Origin of the sequence: Micavibrio sp. TMED2, assembly GCA_002168225.1 — a bacterium.
Lineage (GTDB): Bacteria > Pseudomonadota > Alphaproteobacteria > TMED2 > TMED2 > TMED2.
In genome coordinates, this window is sequence record NHBH01000001.1 from 1676378 (window position 1) to 1691852 (window position 15475).

Below are 15475 nucleotides of genomic sequence, written 5' to 3' on the forward strand. Positions count from 1 at the left end.
ACGGCAAATGTTGGAAATCAAAATACATCATACCCAATAAACCCATGTTTTTCAGGGTATTTCACCCATGAACCATTGTTATATTCCAGGTTTTGCGCTTGGTTTGGCTCAACCAAATTGACGAATTTGCCGAGGGAATGATGGCTGCCAACGCCAATGATGATGACTATATCGAGATAGGTGGCGAACGCCTGCGGGTCTATTCCCGTGAGCATCTGGAGGTACAAAACCCCTATGCAGCCTTCTCCGATGCCCGTTTACTGCAGGAATTCGAGCGCTATATCGAAAAAGTCGGGGATCGGACGCCGCTTGCGATCCTGTCCATGCGGCGGGTGTTGCGGGACGGGCCGATGGTGGATGGCAAGGACATCAGCGGCGCGGTTATCCGTGTCGGTATCCATGAGGGGCATATGTATGGCCTCGGCTCATCGCCCCAGGTGTCGACCGAAGCCTATCTGCTCTGGGCCGGTGCGGCACGGTTGATGGAACGCGCAGGCTATGCCCCCGATGAGCCGGTACGGCGCAAGGGTGAGGAGCCGCCAAAACCGACTCCGCCACGGACCATGCGTCCCGGTGGTTGATCGCCTGTTTCTATTATTTTTCAGTTTCTTGCGCGGTTTTGATAACAGCGCTGATCGAGAAATCGACCAGCCCATCTGCCGCCAGATTCAGTTCCGGCATAACGCGGAACATGACCGCATCCAGAATACGATGCACGCTGTCGCGGCTGCCATTGACCATGGCCGAGCAACCGGCATTGAGGAAATAGGTGCCGGGCATCAGTGAGCAATCGAATTCAAACACCACATCGACAATCTGTCCCGACTTGACGCTCAGCTTTTTCGCCTGTGGCGGGCTGGAGGCGCTGCCACCCAGATCAACGCCGGTCTTGGTGCGGATGAACATGCCGAAATGCACGCCCTCATGCGCGGCATCGAACTCGACCCGGAACCGGTACTGGTAGCGCTGGCCGCGGCTGATAACGTTTACCCGTCGGCCATCTGCGGTGGTGATATGCGGATCGCTGATCCGACCGCCGTTGGTTTCATAGGCATTGGCGGTGGAGCTGACGAAGTTGGGATCGAAATAGGGCTCGGCATCACCGTCAACCGGGGCGTCAATGGCCGCTGTGGGCTCAGGGATTGCCTCTGCCACCGGTTGTGCTGCCTGACGCCGGATTTCCTCAATCAGCGCTGCAGGCTCGGTTGCACGGTCATAGAGCAGGCGCTGATAGTACTGGACCACCCGTTTCGGACTGTCATCGAGGATCAGCTCACCGCCATGGAGGAGAATAGCGCGGTTGCAGAGTTCGGTAACCGAATTGGCCGAATGGCTGACAAACAGCAAGGTGCCGCCGTTTTCCATCAGACGATGGAGGAAGGCAAAGCATTTACGCTGGAACGCCTCGTCACCGACCGACAGGGCCTCGTCAACGATCAGGATTTCCGGCTCCACCGCAATCGCCACGGCAAAGGCGAGGCGCATATACATACCGGTCGAATAGGTTTTTACCGGTCGGTCGAGGAAATCACCAATCTCGGAAAATTCAACAATTTCAGGGTATTTTGCGTCGATCTGTTCACGCGACAGTCCGAGGACGGCAGCATTCAGATAGACGTTTTCCTTACCGGTATATTCCGGGTTGAAGCCGGCCCCGAGTTCGAGCAGGGCGGCTAGGCGGCCACGGGTCTCGAAATGGCCAGCGGTCGGTGTGACTGTGCCAGCGAGCAGTTGCAGCAGGGTGGATTTGCCCGAGCCGTTACGCCCCATGACGCCGATTGCCTCGCCACGGCTGATGGTGAGGTCCACATTGCGCAGGGCCTGAAATGGCGTGAACAGCTGTTTGCTACGGAAGATCGACTGTAGCAGGCGGTCTTCGGGCCGTTTGTAGATACGGTAGCTCTTGCCCAGCCCCTTGGCCTCGATCACCACATTGCTGTCGGCATCGGGCGGGCTCATAGCCTCGGGTTGCAGCACGCTATCAGAGGACATCAGAGAACCCCCGACGCGATTTGACAAACATCCAGTAACCGAGCTGGGCGAAAGCAGTGGCGGCAACGGCATAGATCGCGAGACCGGTCCAGTTCGGCATCCGGCCAAAGATCGCAACATCGCGGACTGCTTCAATAATCAGTGTTAATGGATTGTAATATAACAGAAATCTTAGCTGTTCCGGGAACTGTTCTATGGGGAAAAAGATCGGCGACAGGAACAGCAGAATGGTGGTCATGATCGCGCTGATCTCGCCAATATCGCGCAGAAATACACCGAGGGATGACAGCATCCAGCCGAGCCCGAGGAATAGCGGGATGATCGGCAGAATGACGATCGGCAGCAGCAGGATGGTCAGTGGTGGCAGGCCGATAAACAGCAGATGGGCCACGATCAGCACGAAAAAGCTGATCCCGGCATGGAACAGGGCAGAGATCAGCAGGACATAGCCGAGGCTCTCCAGCGGGAAGATCACCTTCCGCACGTAGTTAACGTTCTCCAGTATCAGGCTCGGTGCCCGGGTCAGGCAGTCGGCCAGCAGCCCGTGGACGATCAGTCCTGCAAACAGGACAACCGCGAAGGTAAAGCGGTTGCTCTCGATTGATGGCTGGTTCCAGCGCACCTCGAAGATCACACTGAACACAAAGGTGTAGACCGCCAGCATCAGGAGCGGGCGGCCAAATGACCAGAGGATACCGAGCATCGACCCGCGATAGCGGCTGGTGACATCCCTTTTGGACATCTGCCAGATCAGGAACGGATGCTGGATCAGTGGGGCTAGAAACGGGCGCATGGATAACTACGGATACGGTAAGCATATGGCCGATCGGCAGGACCGGCGCCGCACCATAGAAAAAGCCGGGCGGTTAATCCATCCCGGCGTTCATTCTTTTGAATTTTATCTCTGGTGAAGACCCCGACGGCAGATCAGACGTGGAAGCTCTCGCCACAGCCGCAGCGGCCTTTTTCATTGGGATTGGAGAAGACAAAGCGGCTTTCGAACCGGTCCTCGACAAAATCCATCTCACTGCCGATCAGGAACATGATCGCCGCCGGGTCGATGAACACCCGTGCGCCCTTGTCCTCAACCACTTCCTCGAATTTCTTCTGTTCATGGGCATATTCGATGTCATAGGACATACCGGAGCAGCCCTTGGTGGAAACGGCGACACGAAGCCCCAGAACCGGGTTATCCGCGCGTTCCATCAGTTCCTTGACCCGTGCAGCAGCGGCATCGGTCAGCTTGATCGGGGGTGGTAGTTCTCTTGCCATCGTCATTACTTTCCCAAATGCTTCAGGCCAAAACGCTTCCGGGCATCAATACCCGTCAGGCCATCAGAACATGCCGAGTTCCATCTTGGCGAACTCACTCATCATATCAGGTGTCCAGGGGGGATCCCAAACAATCTCCACATCCGAACCCTTGATCTCCTCAACGGATTCAACCGCATCGGCAACCCAGCCCGGCATTTCACCGGCGACAGGACAGCCGGGGGCGGTTAGGGTCATTTTCACGTCAATCGTGTTATCCGGCTTAATCCGTAAATTATAGATAAGACCGAGTTCAAAAATATCGACCGGAATTTCCGGGTCGTAGACTTCCTTCAGCGCCTCAACCAGCTTGCCATAGAGCGGGTGCTGGAAATCCGCCTTGAGGAAAGGCGGGGGCGGGAAATCGTCGTCATCGCTGAACTGTTCGGCAGCATTATCCGCTGTTGCCGTCAGCTCCGCTTCCGGTTTGGGGCTGTTATCCTGTTGATCCATCGTCATAACGCCTGTCTTTACCTTTAACCCAGCAGCATTTTGGCTTTTTCGATCGCTTCGGCGAGGCGGTCGACTTCACCACGGGTATTGTACATGCCGAATGAGGCCCGTGCGGTTGCACTGACACCCAGACGGTCCATCAGCGGCTCGGCACAATGTTTGCCGACACGCACGGCCACACCAAACCGGTCAAGGATCGTGCCCATATCATGTGCATGAACGCCATCAACCGAGAAGGAGATGATCGCCGCCTTGTGGTCGGCTTCACCATAGATGGTCAGACCGTCAATGGCCTTGAGCCGTTCGGTGGCATAGAGCAGCAACTCGTGCTCATGGGCGGAAATGCAGTCCATACCGATCGCGCTGACATAATCAATCGCCGCTGCCAGCCCGACCCCTTCAGTGATAGGTGGGGTGCCGGCCTCGAATTTGTAGGGGGCGTTCTTGAAGGTCGTGCCGTCAAAGCTGACACGTTCGATCATGTCGCCGCCGCCCTGAAACGGCTGCATACGGTCCAGAATGTCTTCCTTGCCGTACATGATGCCGATACCGGTCGGGCCATAGAGCTTGTGCCCGGTGAAGATATAGAGGTCGCAATCGAGCGCCTGTACATCAACCGGCATATGAATGGCCGCCTGTGAGCCGTCAAACAGTACCGGAATGCCAAGCGCATGGGCGCGCTCGACAATGGCCTTGGCCGGGGTGATGGTGCCGAGCACATTCGATGCATGGGTGACCGAAACCAGCTTGGTTTTCGGATTAAGCAGCTGCTCGAACGCGTCCATCTGGAAGTTGCCGCGGTCATCAATCGGGACCACCCGCAACACGACACCGCGTTCAGTCGCCAGCATCTGCCATGGCACGATATTGGCGTGGTGTTCCATCTCGGTGATGATGATCTCGTCACCAGCGTTCAGATGGGCGCGGCCATAGCCGTGCATGACCAGATTGAATGCCTCGGTGGCATTATGGGTGATGGCGATATTCTCGCGGCTCGGCGCGTTCAGGAAGGCTGCTGCCTTGTCGCGCACCGCTTCATACTGCTCGGTCGAGCGTTGGCTCAGCGTATGCACGCCGCGATGGACGTTGGAATAGTCATGCTCAAGCAGACGCGACATGGCATCGATCACCTGTCGCGGCTTCTGCGCACTGGCACCATTATCGAGATAGGTGAGGGGGTTGCCGTTTATTTCCTGCGCCAGTGTCGGGAAATCGGCACGGATTGCCTCAACATCAAAGGTGTTGGCACCGTGGCGGGCAACGGGCGAGGCAGCATCTGGCATGTCGGTTTTCAGGGCTGGATTGGTCATAGGCTCCGCAACCGTTTGCGCATGATCTCCATGAACTTTTCCTGAACCGCCTCATGCTCGATCAACTCGATGGCCTGTGCCAGAAAACTTTCGATCAACATGGCGCGGGCCTCGGCATGTGGGATGCCGCGCGAGCGCAGATAGAACAGTGCCTGCTTGTCCAGCTGACCTGCGGTCGCGCCGTGACTGCACTTCACATCATCGGCATAGATTTCCAGCTCCGGCTTGCTGTCGATTTCAGCGGTGTCGGAAAGCAGGATTGCCTGATTGAGCTGATAGCCATCGGTTTTCTGGGCGCCCGGATGCACATGGATCTTGCCCTGGAACACCGCATGGCCCTTGCCAGCCACCACACCCTTATAGGTCTGGTTGGAATTGCCGTGCTCGACCAGATGGTCGGTATGGGTGGTGGTGTCAGTGTGCTGGTCACCATCGAGCAGATAGGTGCCGTTGAGGTGAGACACCGCACCGGTACCGCGCAGGGCAACATGGATTTCATTTCGTGCCAGTTTCGCCCCGGTGGTCAGGGTGAAATTGTCGTAAGAGGCATCGCGACCGACAATCGGGGTGATGGTCGAGATGTGGCTTGCTTCATCGCTTTCGGCATTCAGACGGTAATGGCCGAGATGGGCATTATCGCCGACAACCACTTCGGTCACGCTGTTGTTCAGATAATCACCCTGTCCGTACCAGTGCTCAACAACCGTGGCATTTGCACCGGCTTCGAGCACGATCAGATTGCGTGGCTGGAAAGCCTGATTATCCGCAGTGGCGGTGCTGATGAAATTCACCTCAATCACCGGCTCGACCACGACATTGCGCGGCAGGTGGATGAACAGGCCATCGGTCATGAAACTGGCGTTCAGGGCCGGGAAGTGGTGGTCCTGCGCACTGGCAATGCGGCCCAGATGCGGCTCGACCAGTGCCTTGTGCTGTTCAACAGCCTCGGCAAGGCTGGTGACAATCGCGCCCTCTGGCAGGTTCGCGATATCGGACGCCTCGGCATCGAAACGGCCATTGACGATCACCACGGAAACAGCGCCGTCGATCAGCTTGCCCTTGCTTGGATCATTGGCGGCGACTTTCCGGAAGGTCGGCAGATAAGGCTGCTTTTCCAGCGAGCGGATCGGGGTAAAGCGCCAGCGCTCATGCTTGGCACCGGGCAAGCCGTTCTCGGTAAAGGCGGCAAGAGCCGTATTGCGCAATTCCTGCACCCAGTCGGGACCGGTGAGGTCGTCGGCATGGGCAGTGAAATGCGCCTTGTAGGCATCTGTCGTCTTTAGTGAATTATGGACTGGCATGGTACGGGCCTGTTCTCAATAACTGAATGATATCAATGCTTACGCGGCTTCTTCGTCGACGCCGAATTCGGCATAACCCTTGGCTTCCAGCTCCAGTGCCAGTTCCTTGCCGCCGGTTTTCTGGATCTGGCCATGGGCGAGAACGTGAACCTTGTCCGGCACGATATAGGTCAGCAGGCGCTGATAGTGGGTGATGACGAGGAACGAGCGTTCAGCGGAGCGCAGGGCATTGACGCCATCGGCGACAATCTTCAGCGCATCAATGTCGAGACCGCTATCGGTTTCATCCAGTACGGCAAAGCTCGGGTCGAGCACGGCCATCTGCAGGATTTCATTGCGCTTCTTCTCACCACCGGAGAAGCCGACATTAACGGCACGCTTCAGCATATCGGCAGACATGCCCAGTTCCTTGGCTTTCGAGCGCACAAGTTTCTGGAACGTCACGGCCTCGATTTCGTCCTCACCACGCTGTTTGCGGATCGAGTTGACCGCGGTACGCAGGAAGGTGGTGTTCGGCACGCCGGGAATTTCGATCGGGTACTGGAAGGCGAGGAAGAGACCGGCTGCGGCGCGCTCTTCCGGCTCAAGCTCGAGAATATTCTCGCCGTTAAACAGGATTTCGCCCTCGGTTACCTCATATTCCTCACGACCGGCGAGGACATAGGAGAGGGTGCTCTTGCCGGAACCGTTTGGCCCCATGATGGCGTGAACTTCGCCCTTGCCAATCTCGAGGTTCAGACCTTTCAGGATCGGCTTGCCATCAATTTCAGCATGCAGGTTTTTAATCTCGATCATCGTATCTTCCGTTTTCTTTCAGTGTCTCGTGTTTCGTTCCGGTCAGGTGTTCAGCGCAGATTGTAGGATTTGCCGAACATGAACCAGGCAACGCATATTTCCATAAAGCCGACAAAGCAGATGATGCCGCCGGTCAGCTGTGTCGTTTCATCATTTCCGGCGATGAAGCCCATGAGCCATGCGGCACCGAAGCCGAGGATGGCAATGCCGCCGAGAAACATGGACAGGGCGATGGTTTTGAACGCCTTGGCCTTTTGCTCTGGTGTCGGGCTCTCGCTGTTTGCTTGTGTCATCGGCGATTACCCCACAGAGCCTTCGAGGCTGATGCCGACGAGTTTTTGGGCCTCGACCGCAAATTCCATCGGCAGATGCTGCATCACCTCGCGGCAGAAGCCATTAACGATGAGGGTGACAGCCTCTTCCTCGGACAAGCCGCGCTGGCGGGCATAGAAGAGCTGGTCTTCACCGATCTTGGCCGTGGTTGCCTCGTGCTCAAGTGCGGCGGTCGGGTTCTTGTTCTCGATATAGGGAACCGTGTGGGCACCGCATTTATCGCCGATCAGCAGGCTGTCGCACTGGGTATAGTTGCGGGCATTGTCCGCCTTTGGCCCCATGCGGACCAGACCACGATAGGTATTATTGGACTTACCGGCGGAAATACCCTTGGAGACGATCCGCGAGCGGGTGTTCTTGCCCAGATGGATCATCTTGGTGCCGGTATCGGCCTGTTGCGCGTTATTGGTGATGGCGACCGAATAGAATTCGCCGACCGACTCATCGCCCTGCAGGATACAGCTCGGATATTTCCAGGTTACGGCTGAGCCGGTTTCAACCTGGGTCCAACTGATCTTCGAGCGGGCACCGCGACAGGCCCCGCGCTTGGTAACGAAGTTATAGATGCCGCCTTCGCCATTCTCATCGCCCGGATACCAGTTCTGGACCGTGGAATACTTGATTTCGGCATCATCCATGGTGACCAGCTCGACCACGGCGGCGTGGAGCTGGTTTTCATCCCGCTGTGGTGCGGTGCAGCCTTCGAGATAGGAGACGTATGAGCCTTCCTCGGCCACGATCAGGGTACGCTCGAACTGACCGGTATTCTCGGCATTGATCCGGAAATAGGTGGACAGCTCCATCGGGCAGCGCACGCCCTTCGGAATGTAGACGAAGGAACCATCGGTGAAGACGGCAGAATTCAGGGTGGCGAAGAAGTTGTCGGTATATGGAACGACGGTGCCGAGATATTTCTTCACCAGTTCCGGATGCTCCTGCACCGCCTCGGAAATCGGCATGAAGATAACACCGGTTTCCTTCAGCTTTTCCTTGAAGGTGGTGGCAACGGACACGCTGTCGAAGACGTAATCGACCGCGACACCGGCGAGCATTTCCTGCTCCTTGATCGGAATGCCCAGCTTGTCATAGGTCGCGCGAATCTCGGGATCAATGTCGTCGAGGCTCTTCGGCTTCTCTTTCTGCACCGGGGACGCATAGTAATATGTGTCCTGATAATCGATCGGCTGGTACTTGATTTTTGGCCAATGGTGCGGCTCTTCCATGGTCAGCCAGTGACGATAGGCCTTCAGACGCCATTCGAGCAGCCATTCGGGCTCGTTCTTCTTGGCGGAGATGAAACGCACGATGTCTTCGGAAAGGCCCTTGGGTGCGCTTTCCATCTCGATATCGGTGACGAAGCCGTACTTGTATTTCTCTTTGCCGAGGGCTTCGACTTGTTTCACTGTTTCTGCAGTTGCGGCCATCTGGCTGGTTCCTCGAAATTGCGTAAAACGGTTTGATCGTTGGTATCAGCCTGCAGAGGCCGACACCGGTTTCTGTTCTGGTTCTGCTGCTTCCATATCCATGAAGGCAGCAAGGGCCTTTGATTTACCCGAGGTCATATCCCTGAGGGTGACTTTGGTTAAGGCATTGCGAATTGCCTGGTTCACTGTGTCCCAGTTCTGACGCATGGCGCAGAATGCCTCGACCGAGCAATTGCCATCGCCGCCATCAACACAGGCGGTGAGGGCGATCGGCCCCTCGAAGGCTTCGATAATCTCGGTGATCGAAATGGCATCGGCGGTACGGGTGAGGCGATAGCCGCCTCCGGCACCGCGTTGGCCGAGCACCAGATTGGCGCGGGCTGCGGTTTTCAGAACCTTGGCAACGGTCGGCTCGGGGATACCGGTGACGCCGGCAATATCAACTGCGCTGGCGAGCCGGTCATCACGATTGGACAGGTTGCTTAAAACAACCACGCCATAATCGGTAATTTTGCTCAATCGCAGCATCTGGCCTGAACCTGACAATTCCTGAAAAGCGCCCGACAGGCACCGAGTTCTGGCAGTAAATGCCCAACTCATCCTTAATCGGACTAAACATGTCCTATTTATTAGATGGAATCGTTCTAAACTTCAATGCCCAAACGCAACTTTATCCATGCGTGAGAGGCACTTCTGCTGCCACCAGATATATGCAGGCAAAAAAAGAGGCCGCGGGCGAACCCGACGGCCTGAGTTTAGGGAGGAAACGCCCAAGAGTGGCGTTGCAACATTGCTGTTGCACTGCACAATATAAGGGATATTTCAGCGATAGCAAGCCCTAATCCGAAACCGGCCTGAAATAGATTTAAAATCATAAGCGGCTGAATCAGCTCGGATTTTCCGAATTTTTTGCAGGAAATTTCAAACTTATACGTATTGTGCAATGCCGTTATGAATTCTGCGTACATATCCCGAATCAATCCCTGATGATTCGGCCTGTCTGTGGATTTATCCAAAATCCAAATATATTCAGCCTGTTAGTGATTGGCTGCTGCTGCTTTTCCGATTCGCATCCACAATATATGGGGTTCTGTGCGGATCAGTATCCACAAGATATGCTAAAAATCTTTCAAAGAAGCCTTGCGATTATCGCGTGGCTGGCGATACTCAGCCTCGTCACGGGCCACAACATATAGTGGTTATGACGCCAAAGACCAACAAGACGCTTCGATTTAGCCAGTATCTCCAGATGTTGTGTTTCGGGTGCGATGAGGGTCAACGGGATTTGAACATAAACGCGTTGCTTCAGGCGGTACTGGGGCAACCACAGTTAAGCGGGAATGCGGCAAATGACTTGGACTGATGAGCGAGTAGATGTGCTCAAACAGCTATGGGATGAGGGAAAGACAGCGAGTCAGATCGCGTCGGTCCTCGGTATCACACGTAATGCTGTTATCGGTAAGGCACATCGTATCGGCGTAAGCCGCCGGCCATCGCCAATCAAGCGCCGGAAACCCGGTGCCACCATTCTCGAGCTCACGGATCGTATGTGCAAATGGCCCATTGGCGATCCGCGTGACAATGATTTCCGGTTCTGCGGCAAGCAGTCAGCCAATGGCTTGCCCTACTGTCAGGACCACTGCCTACAGGCTTATCAGCAACCGTCCTCACGCCGACGTGACCGTAGCGACGAAGTCGCCGCGGATGCAAAGGCCGGGAACGCCAGTCGTTGATCCAACTACGCCTTCCCCAGGATGGATCAAAACACTATGCCGCAGTGTTGACTGGATAATCCCACGAGGAGCCTTCCCCGTGTGTCTCTAGCCAGGTTGCTGATAACGGGGTGTCGCGAACTAGCCCTTCGCGGCACCCCACTTCTTTTGCGGTATCAACAAAATTTCTAGGATTATGCCTGCTTTTTCGGCAGCAGCATACGCCATGTCTGGGTCACCACGGCCTGATCGGTATTCCGGTCCAGCGTGCTGCCGTTCATGATGACGAAGCCCCGCTCGGGATTCGAGCCGGGCAGAATTTCCATTACTTCAGCCCTGACGGTCAGCATCATGCCGGGCCGGGCCGGTTGGCTGAACCGGATATTGCTGATTTCCGCACCGATGAGCGGGGTGGTGCCAAAAGGCGTGGCATCAACCATCAGCCGCATGGTGAGGGCGGTCATATGCCAGCCACTCGCGGCCAGTGAGCCAAAAATTGTATGGGCTGCACCCGCATCCGATAGATGCATGGGCTGCGGATCAAACTGCCGGGCAAAATCGATGATGCTCTCGGCAGTCAGTTCAATATCGCCGGTCTCGAAGACCTGCCCGACGGACAGATCTTCGAGATAGACGGCGTTATCGGCTTCAGGGGCTGACATTATCAGCCCATAGAGGCTTTCAGGCGGCCATCAATGGCATCCATGAAGTCCTTGGTGTTGAGCCATTTCTGCTCTGGCCCGATCAGGATGGCGAGATCCTTGGTCATCTGGCCGTTTTCGACGGTCTCGATGGTGACTTTCTCAAGCTTGTCAGCGAAGTCGGCCACGTCCTGTGTACCATCGAACTTGCCGCGATAGCGCAGACCCTGGGTCCAGGCGAAGATCGAGGCGATCGGGTTGGTCGAGGTTTCCTTGCCGGCCTGATACTGGCGATAGTGGCGGGTAACCGTACCGTGCGCGGCTTCCGCCTCGACGGTCTTGCCATCCGGGGTCATCAGCACAGAGGTCATGAGGCCGAGGGAGCCGAAGCCCTGTGCCACGGTATCGGACTGCACATCACCGTCATAGTTCTTACAGGCCCAGACGAATCCACCTTCCCACTTCATCGCGCAGGCGACCATGTCGTCGATCAGGCGGTGTTCATAGGTAATACCGGCGGCATCGAACTTGGCCTTGAACTCACTGTCGAAGACTTCCTGGAACAGGTCCTTGAAGCGGCCATCATAGGCTTTGAGGATGGTGTTTTTGGTCGACAGATAGACCGGATATTTCCGCTCCAGACCATAGTTGAAGCAGGCGCGGGCGAAACCGATGATGCTCTCGTCGAGGTTATACATGCCCATGGCCACACCACCGGCCGGGAAGTCGAAGACCTCATGGGTGATTTTCTCGCTGCCATCGGCAGGCTCGAATGTCATGGTCAGCTTACCGGCGCCGGGCACGACCATGTCGGTGGCGCGATACTGGTCACCAAAGGCATGGCGGCCGATGATCATCGGCTGGTTCCATGTAGGCACGATACGCGGCACGTTGCTGATGATGATCGGCTCGCGGAAGACGGTACCGCCGAGAATGTTGCGGATGGTCCCGTTCGGTGACTTCCACATCTTCTTCAGGCCGAATTCCTCGACCCGTGCTTCATCGGGGGTGATGGTGGCGCATTTGACGCCGACGCCATATTGCTGGATCGCCTTGGCGCTATCGATGGTGATCTGGTCATCGGTGCGGTCACGCTCCTCGACGCCGAGATCGAAATACTTCAGGTCAACATCCAGATAGGGAAGGATCAGCTGATCCTTGATCCATTGCCAGATGATACGGGTCATTTCATCGCCATCCAGTTCAACGACGGGATTGGCAACCTTGATCTTGCTCATGGGACCTCTGTTGGTTTGGGCTTATCGCTGCCGGAATGCCGGACTGAATGTCCGGCGGGTGGCAGCACTGTTGAATTAGTCAAGGCTTATAGCACCGCAGGGTGATGCTCGCCAAGACGGCAGGTCCCGTATACCGGATTTCAGGCGTCTTCGAGATTGGTCGGATGGGCTGGATCATCGGCGGCATCGAGTGCGTCCATGGCTTCCTCGACCGTATTGACGACGGTCAGACCGGCGCGATGCTGCGGGCGGACAAAGCCGACTTCAACCGCATGGTCGATGGCCTCGACAATCTTGTCCCAGTAACCCATCCAGTTGATCATGATCACCGGCTTGTCATGCAGTTCCAGCTGGCGCCAGGTCAGAATCTCGAACATCTCGTCAAGGGTGCCGAGGCCACCTGGCAGGATGAAGAAGGCGTCGGAGCGCTCAACCATCAGCTTTTTGCGGGTGTGCATGCTGTCGGTGATGATCAACTCGGTCAGGGTGGTGTGGCGCTTTTCGCGGCGCTGCAGGTGGTCCGGGATGATGCCAACGACATCACCACCGGCGGCAAGCGCGCTGTCGGCGGTCATACCCATCAGGCCCACATGGCCACCACCATAGACAACGGTGATATTCCGTTCGGCGAGGGCTTTACCGACTTTGGTTGCGATTTCCTTGATGTCATCGGAGACATTGTTGGAGGAACCGCAATAGACGCAGACGCTGTTTAATGACTTCATGGCTGAACTGATTCTGTCGATTAGACTCTAAGGGGGCTGAAATCCGGAGGCAGGCGATGTCGGGAGAACCGCATCGCGCCAAATTCGCCGGGACGTTAGACATATTTTGCGTCGATAACAACGCGTGATCGATAAATCTGATGCCTGATGTGGCTAAGTCGGTTTTACCTGTTGCTCGCAAACGTCGCGACCGATACCGATATAGTATCAGTAGGAACTGCAAACAAAGGCTGAATAACCAGTGTCTGGACAGGATCGGCAATCGGCGGACCGCCTCATTATCGGGGCTGTTATCATCTGTGCCCTGATCGGTGCCGGGCTGCTCGGTATGCAACTGGTTGATCGTGAGCCACCGGCAGATACGCCGACCACGACAACCACACCGGCGGACACAGCACCGCCTGCGGGCGAGGAGACGGCGGAAGCCGCGCCGAGCGATCTCGATGAAGCGCCGGTCAATGCCGCGCCGAGCTTTGATATCGTACGGATTGACCCTGATGGCTCGATTGTCTCTGCCGGGCGCGCCGCACCGGACAGCCGGATACTGATTTACCGTAATGACCAAGAGGTCGCCGAGGTCACCACCGACAGCCGCGGCGAATGGACATGGGTGCCCGGTGAGCGGCTGCCTGCCGGTTCCCATACGCTGCAGCTTCGTATGCCACGGGATGACGGCACGGTTGCGCTCAGCGAGCCGGTGGTTGTGCTGGGCTCCGAACAGGTGGCCAGCGCCGATAGCAGCACGCCACGCACGGTCATCATGCTGGGTGAGAATGCCGATGGCAGTTCGGTCCCGCGTGTTCTCCAGCGCGAGGCGGCGGGCGAGAGCGATCTATCGCTTGATTCCGTGCAATATGGCATCAGCAAGCCGCTTTCCATGTCCGGCACCGGCCCGGCGAATGGCAGGCTGGCCATCGTGCTGGATGGCGACCGGCTGGGACAGGTGCTGATCGATGCTGATGGCAACTGGCGGTTTGAAACCAGCCGGATAATGGTCGAGGGCGAACACAGCGTTGAACTCACCGTCAATGATGGTGCCGCCCAGCGCTATCCATTCACCATTGATTATGAGACAGGCAACGAAACGCTCGCCAGCAATGAACGGCTGATTGTAATCAAGCCCGGCGCCAATCTCTGGCGGATTGCCGAGGCCACCTATGGCAGCGGTCTGCGCTATACCCTGATTTTTCAGGCCAATCAGGACAAGATCCGCGATCCTGACATGATCTTTCCGGGGCAGGTATTCACCCTGCCGACCGGCCAATGATAGACACCCGTCTGACCCGTCTACTCGGTATCGAGCATCCGATCATATCCGCGCCGATGGCGCTGGTCTCCGGCGGTGCGCTGGCCAAGGCGGTATCGGAGGCCGGTGGCCTCGGCCTGATCGGTGGCGGGTACTGTGATGACGACTGGGTCGGTCAGGCATGGCGCGATGCAGGCAACAGCGTGGTCGGTATCGGCTTTATCACATGGGCGCTGCACAACAATCCGACGCTGCTCGATCAGGCGCTTGAACATGAACCCAGAGCGGTCTGGCTGTCCTTCGGCGACGAAGCGCCGTTTGCAGGCCGGATCAAGGCTGCGGGTGCCAAACTGATCTGTCAGGTGCAGACCATCGATCATGTCAAACGCGCACAGGATAACGGCGCCGACATATTGGTGGCGCAGGGGACGGAGGCCGGTGGGCATGGCGCGAAGCGGGCAACCATGCCGTTTGTGCCTGCCGTGGTGGATATTGCCGGTGATGTGCCGGTTGTTGCGGCGGGTGGTATTGCCGATGGCCGCGGCATTGCGGCGGCACTGATGCTCGGTGCTAGCGGCGTTGCCCTCGGCACCCGGTTCTATCCGGCGAGCGAGGCCTTGACCCATCCCAATGGCCGGGAGCGCGTGCTTGCCGCCACCGGTGATGAAACCGTGCGCACCAGCGTCATTGATGTGGCGCGTGATCTGCCATGGCCGGATGAGTTCGATATCCGGGTTCTGCGCAATGACCTGACCGAGACATGGCAGGGGCGGGAGCCGGAGTTGCGGCAGTCGGCAGAGGACAAGGCGGCAATCGTCAGCGCCTATACCAATGCGGTTGCCGCCGGTGATTTTGAGACCGCCGCCGTCGTGGTCGGTGAGGCCGCCGGGCTGATCCATGCCATCCAGCCTGCGGGCGAGATCGTGGCGCAGCTTATGCGGGAAACCGAGGCGTGCCTCGCCAACCCGCCGGGTCTCGCCGGTTAATCCATCTA

18 protein-coding genes are annotated in these 15475 nt (G+C 57.0%); 4 read left to right on the plus strand and 14 right to left on the minus strand.

Features of this window, described 5'->3' with window-relative positions; all coding sequences use genetic code 11:
* The first annotated feature begins 98 nt into the window (after nt 1-98).
* Nucleotides 99-581, plus strand: coding sequence for a hypothetical protein (locus tag CBB62_08015; GenBank protein OUT42221.1), 483 nt, complete (start codon nt 99-101; stop codon nt 579-581).
* 13 nt (nt 582-594) lie between these two features.
* On the opposite strand, the gene CBB62_08020 is transcribed toward CBB62_08015, so the two are convergent.
* The 11 genes from CBB62_08020 to CBB62_08070 form a co-directional block, all read right to left on the minus strand.
* On the minus strand, nt 595-1959 hold the full coding sequence (locus tag CBB62_08020) for a hypothetical protein (GenBank protein OUT42222.1): 1365 nt from the start codon (nt 1957-1959) through the stop codon (nt 595-597).
* A gap of 22 nt (nt 1960-1981) precedes the next feature.
* Nucleotides 1982-2785 (minus strand): sugar ABC transporter permease, encoded by an 804-nt coding sequence (locus CBB62_08025; protein OUT42223.1) that lies wholly within the window; start codon nt 2783-2785, stop codon nt 1982-1984.
* 134 nt (nt 2786-2919) lie between these two features.
* The gene (locus tag CBB62_08030; GenBank protein OUT42708.1) at nt 2920-3264 is read right to left on the minus strand and encodes a Fe-S cluster assembly scaffold SufA; all 345 of its coding nucleotides are present in this window, start codon (nt 3262-3264) and stop codon (nt 2920-2922) included.
* Nucleotides 3265-3327: 63 nt separating this feature from the next.
* Nucleotides 3328-3756: a hypothetical protein gene (locus CBB62_08035; GenBank protein OUT42224.1), complete on the minus strand. Its 429-nt coding sequence runs from the start codon at nt 3754-3756 to the stop codon at nt 3328-3330.
* 23 nt (nt 3757-3779) lie between these two features.
* Nucleotides 3780-5039, minus strand: a complete 1260-nt coding sequence (locus CBB62_08040) for a cysteine desulfurase (GenBank protein ID OUT42709.1) — start codon at nt 5037-5039, stop codon at nt 3780-3782.
* 23 nt (nt 5040-5062) lie between these two features.
* Complete coding sequence (locus CBB62_08045; protein OUT42225.1) at nt 5063-6367, minus strand: Fe-S cluster assembly protein SufD; 1305 nt, start codon at nt 6365-6367, stop codon at nt 5063-5065.
* Between the two features lie 39 nt (nt 6368-6406).
* A complete protein-coding gene (locus CBB62_08050; protein OUT42226.1) occupies nt 6407-7162 on the minus strand; it encodes a Fe-S cluster assembly ATPase SufC in 756 nt (251 codons plus the stop codon).
* A gap of 50 nt (nt 7163-7212) precedes the next feature.
* Nucleotides 7213-7455 carry a hypothetical protein gene (locus tag CBB62_08055; GenBank protein OUT42227.1) on the minus strand — a complete coding sequence of 81 codons (243 nt, stop codon included), beginning with the start codon at nt 7453-7455 and terminating at the stop codon, nt 7213-7215.
* A 6-nt stretch (nt 7456-7461) separates the two neighbouring features.
* Nucleotides 7462-8919 (minus strand): Fe-S cluster assembly protein SufB, encoded by a 1458-nt coding sequence (locus tag CBB62_08060; GenBank protein OUT42228.1) that lies wholly within the window; start codon nt 8917-8919, stop codon nt 7462-7464.
* A gap of 45 nt (nt 8920-8964) precedes the next feature.
* Nucleotides 8965-9447, minus strand: coding sequence for an SUF system Fe-S cluster assembly regulator (locus CBB62_08065; protein OUT42229.1), 483 nt, complete (start codon nt 9445-9447; stop codon nt 8965-8967).
* Between the two features lie 227 nt (nt 9448-9674).
* Complete coding sequence (locus CBB62_08070; protein OUT42230.1) at nt 9675-9887, minus strand: hypothetical protein; 213 nt, start codon at nt 9885-9887, stop codon at nt 9675-9677.
* 381 nt (nt 9888-10268) lie between these two features.
* On the opposite strand from CBB62_08070, the gene CBB62_08075 reads away from it, so the two are divergent.
* On the plus strand, nt 10269-10652 hold the full coding sequence (locus CBB62_08075; GenBank protein ID OUT42710.1) for a global cell cycle regulator GcrA-like protein: 384 nt from the start codon (nt 10269-10271) through the stop codon (nt 10650-10652).
* 173 nt (nt 10653-10825) lie between these two features.
* Here the strand turns inward: CBB62_08075 and CBB62_08080 are convergent, their stop codons facing one another.
* The 3 genes from CBB62_08080 to CBB62_08090 all read right to left on the minus strand — a co-directional run bounded on the left by CBB62_08080 (nt 10826) and on the right by CBB62_08090 (nt 13235).
* Complete coding sequence (locus CBB62_08080; GenBank protein OUT42231.1) at nt 10826-11293, minus strand: hypothetical protein; 468 nt, start codon at nt 11291-11293, stop codon at nt 10826-10828.
* A gap of 2 nt (nt 11294-11295) precedes the next feature.
* A complete protein-coding gene (locus tag CBB62_08085; GenBank protein OUT42232.1) occupies nt 11296-12510 on the minus strand; it encodes an isocitrate dehydrogenase in 1215 nt (404 codons plus the stop codon).
* A gap of 140 nt (nt 12511-12650) precedes the next feature.
* The gene (locus tag CBB62_08090) at nt 12651-13235 is read right to left on the minus strand and encodes a Rossman fold protein, TIGR00730 family (protein ID OUT42233.1); all 585 of its coding nucleotides are present in this window, start codon (nt 13233-13235) and stop codon (nt 12651-12653) included.
* Nucleotides 13236-13476: 241 nt separating this feature from the next.
* Here CBB62_08090 and CBB62_08095 point away from each other — a divergent pair, with 241 nt between their 5' ends.
* On the plus strand, nt 13477-14502 hold the full coding sequence (locus tag CBB62_08095; GenBank protein ID OUT42234.1) for a hypothetical protein: 1026 nt from the start codon (nt 13477-13479) through the stop codon (nt 14500-14502).
* Entirely contained in the window at nt 14499-15467 is a 969-nt protein-coding gene (locus CBB62_08100) for a hypothetical protein (protein OUT42235.1), read from the plus strand. The genes CBB62_08095 and CBB62_08100 overlap by 4 nt, the downstream gene beginning before the upstream one ends.
* Nucleotides 15468-15475 lie beyond the last annotated feature (8 nt).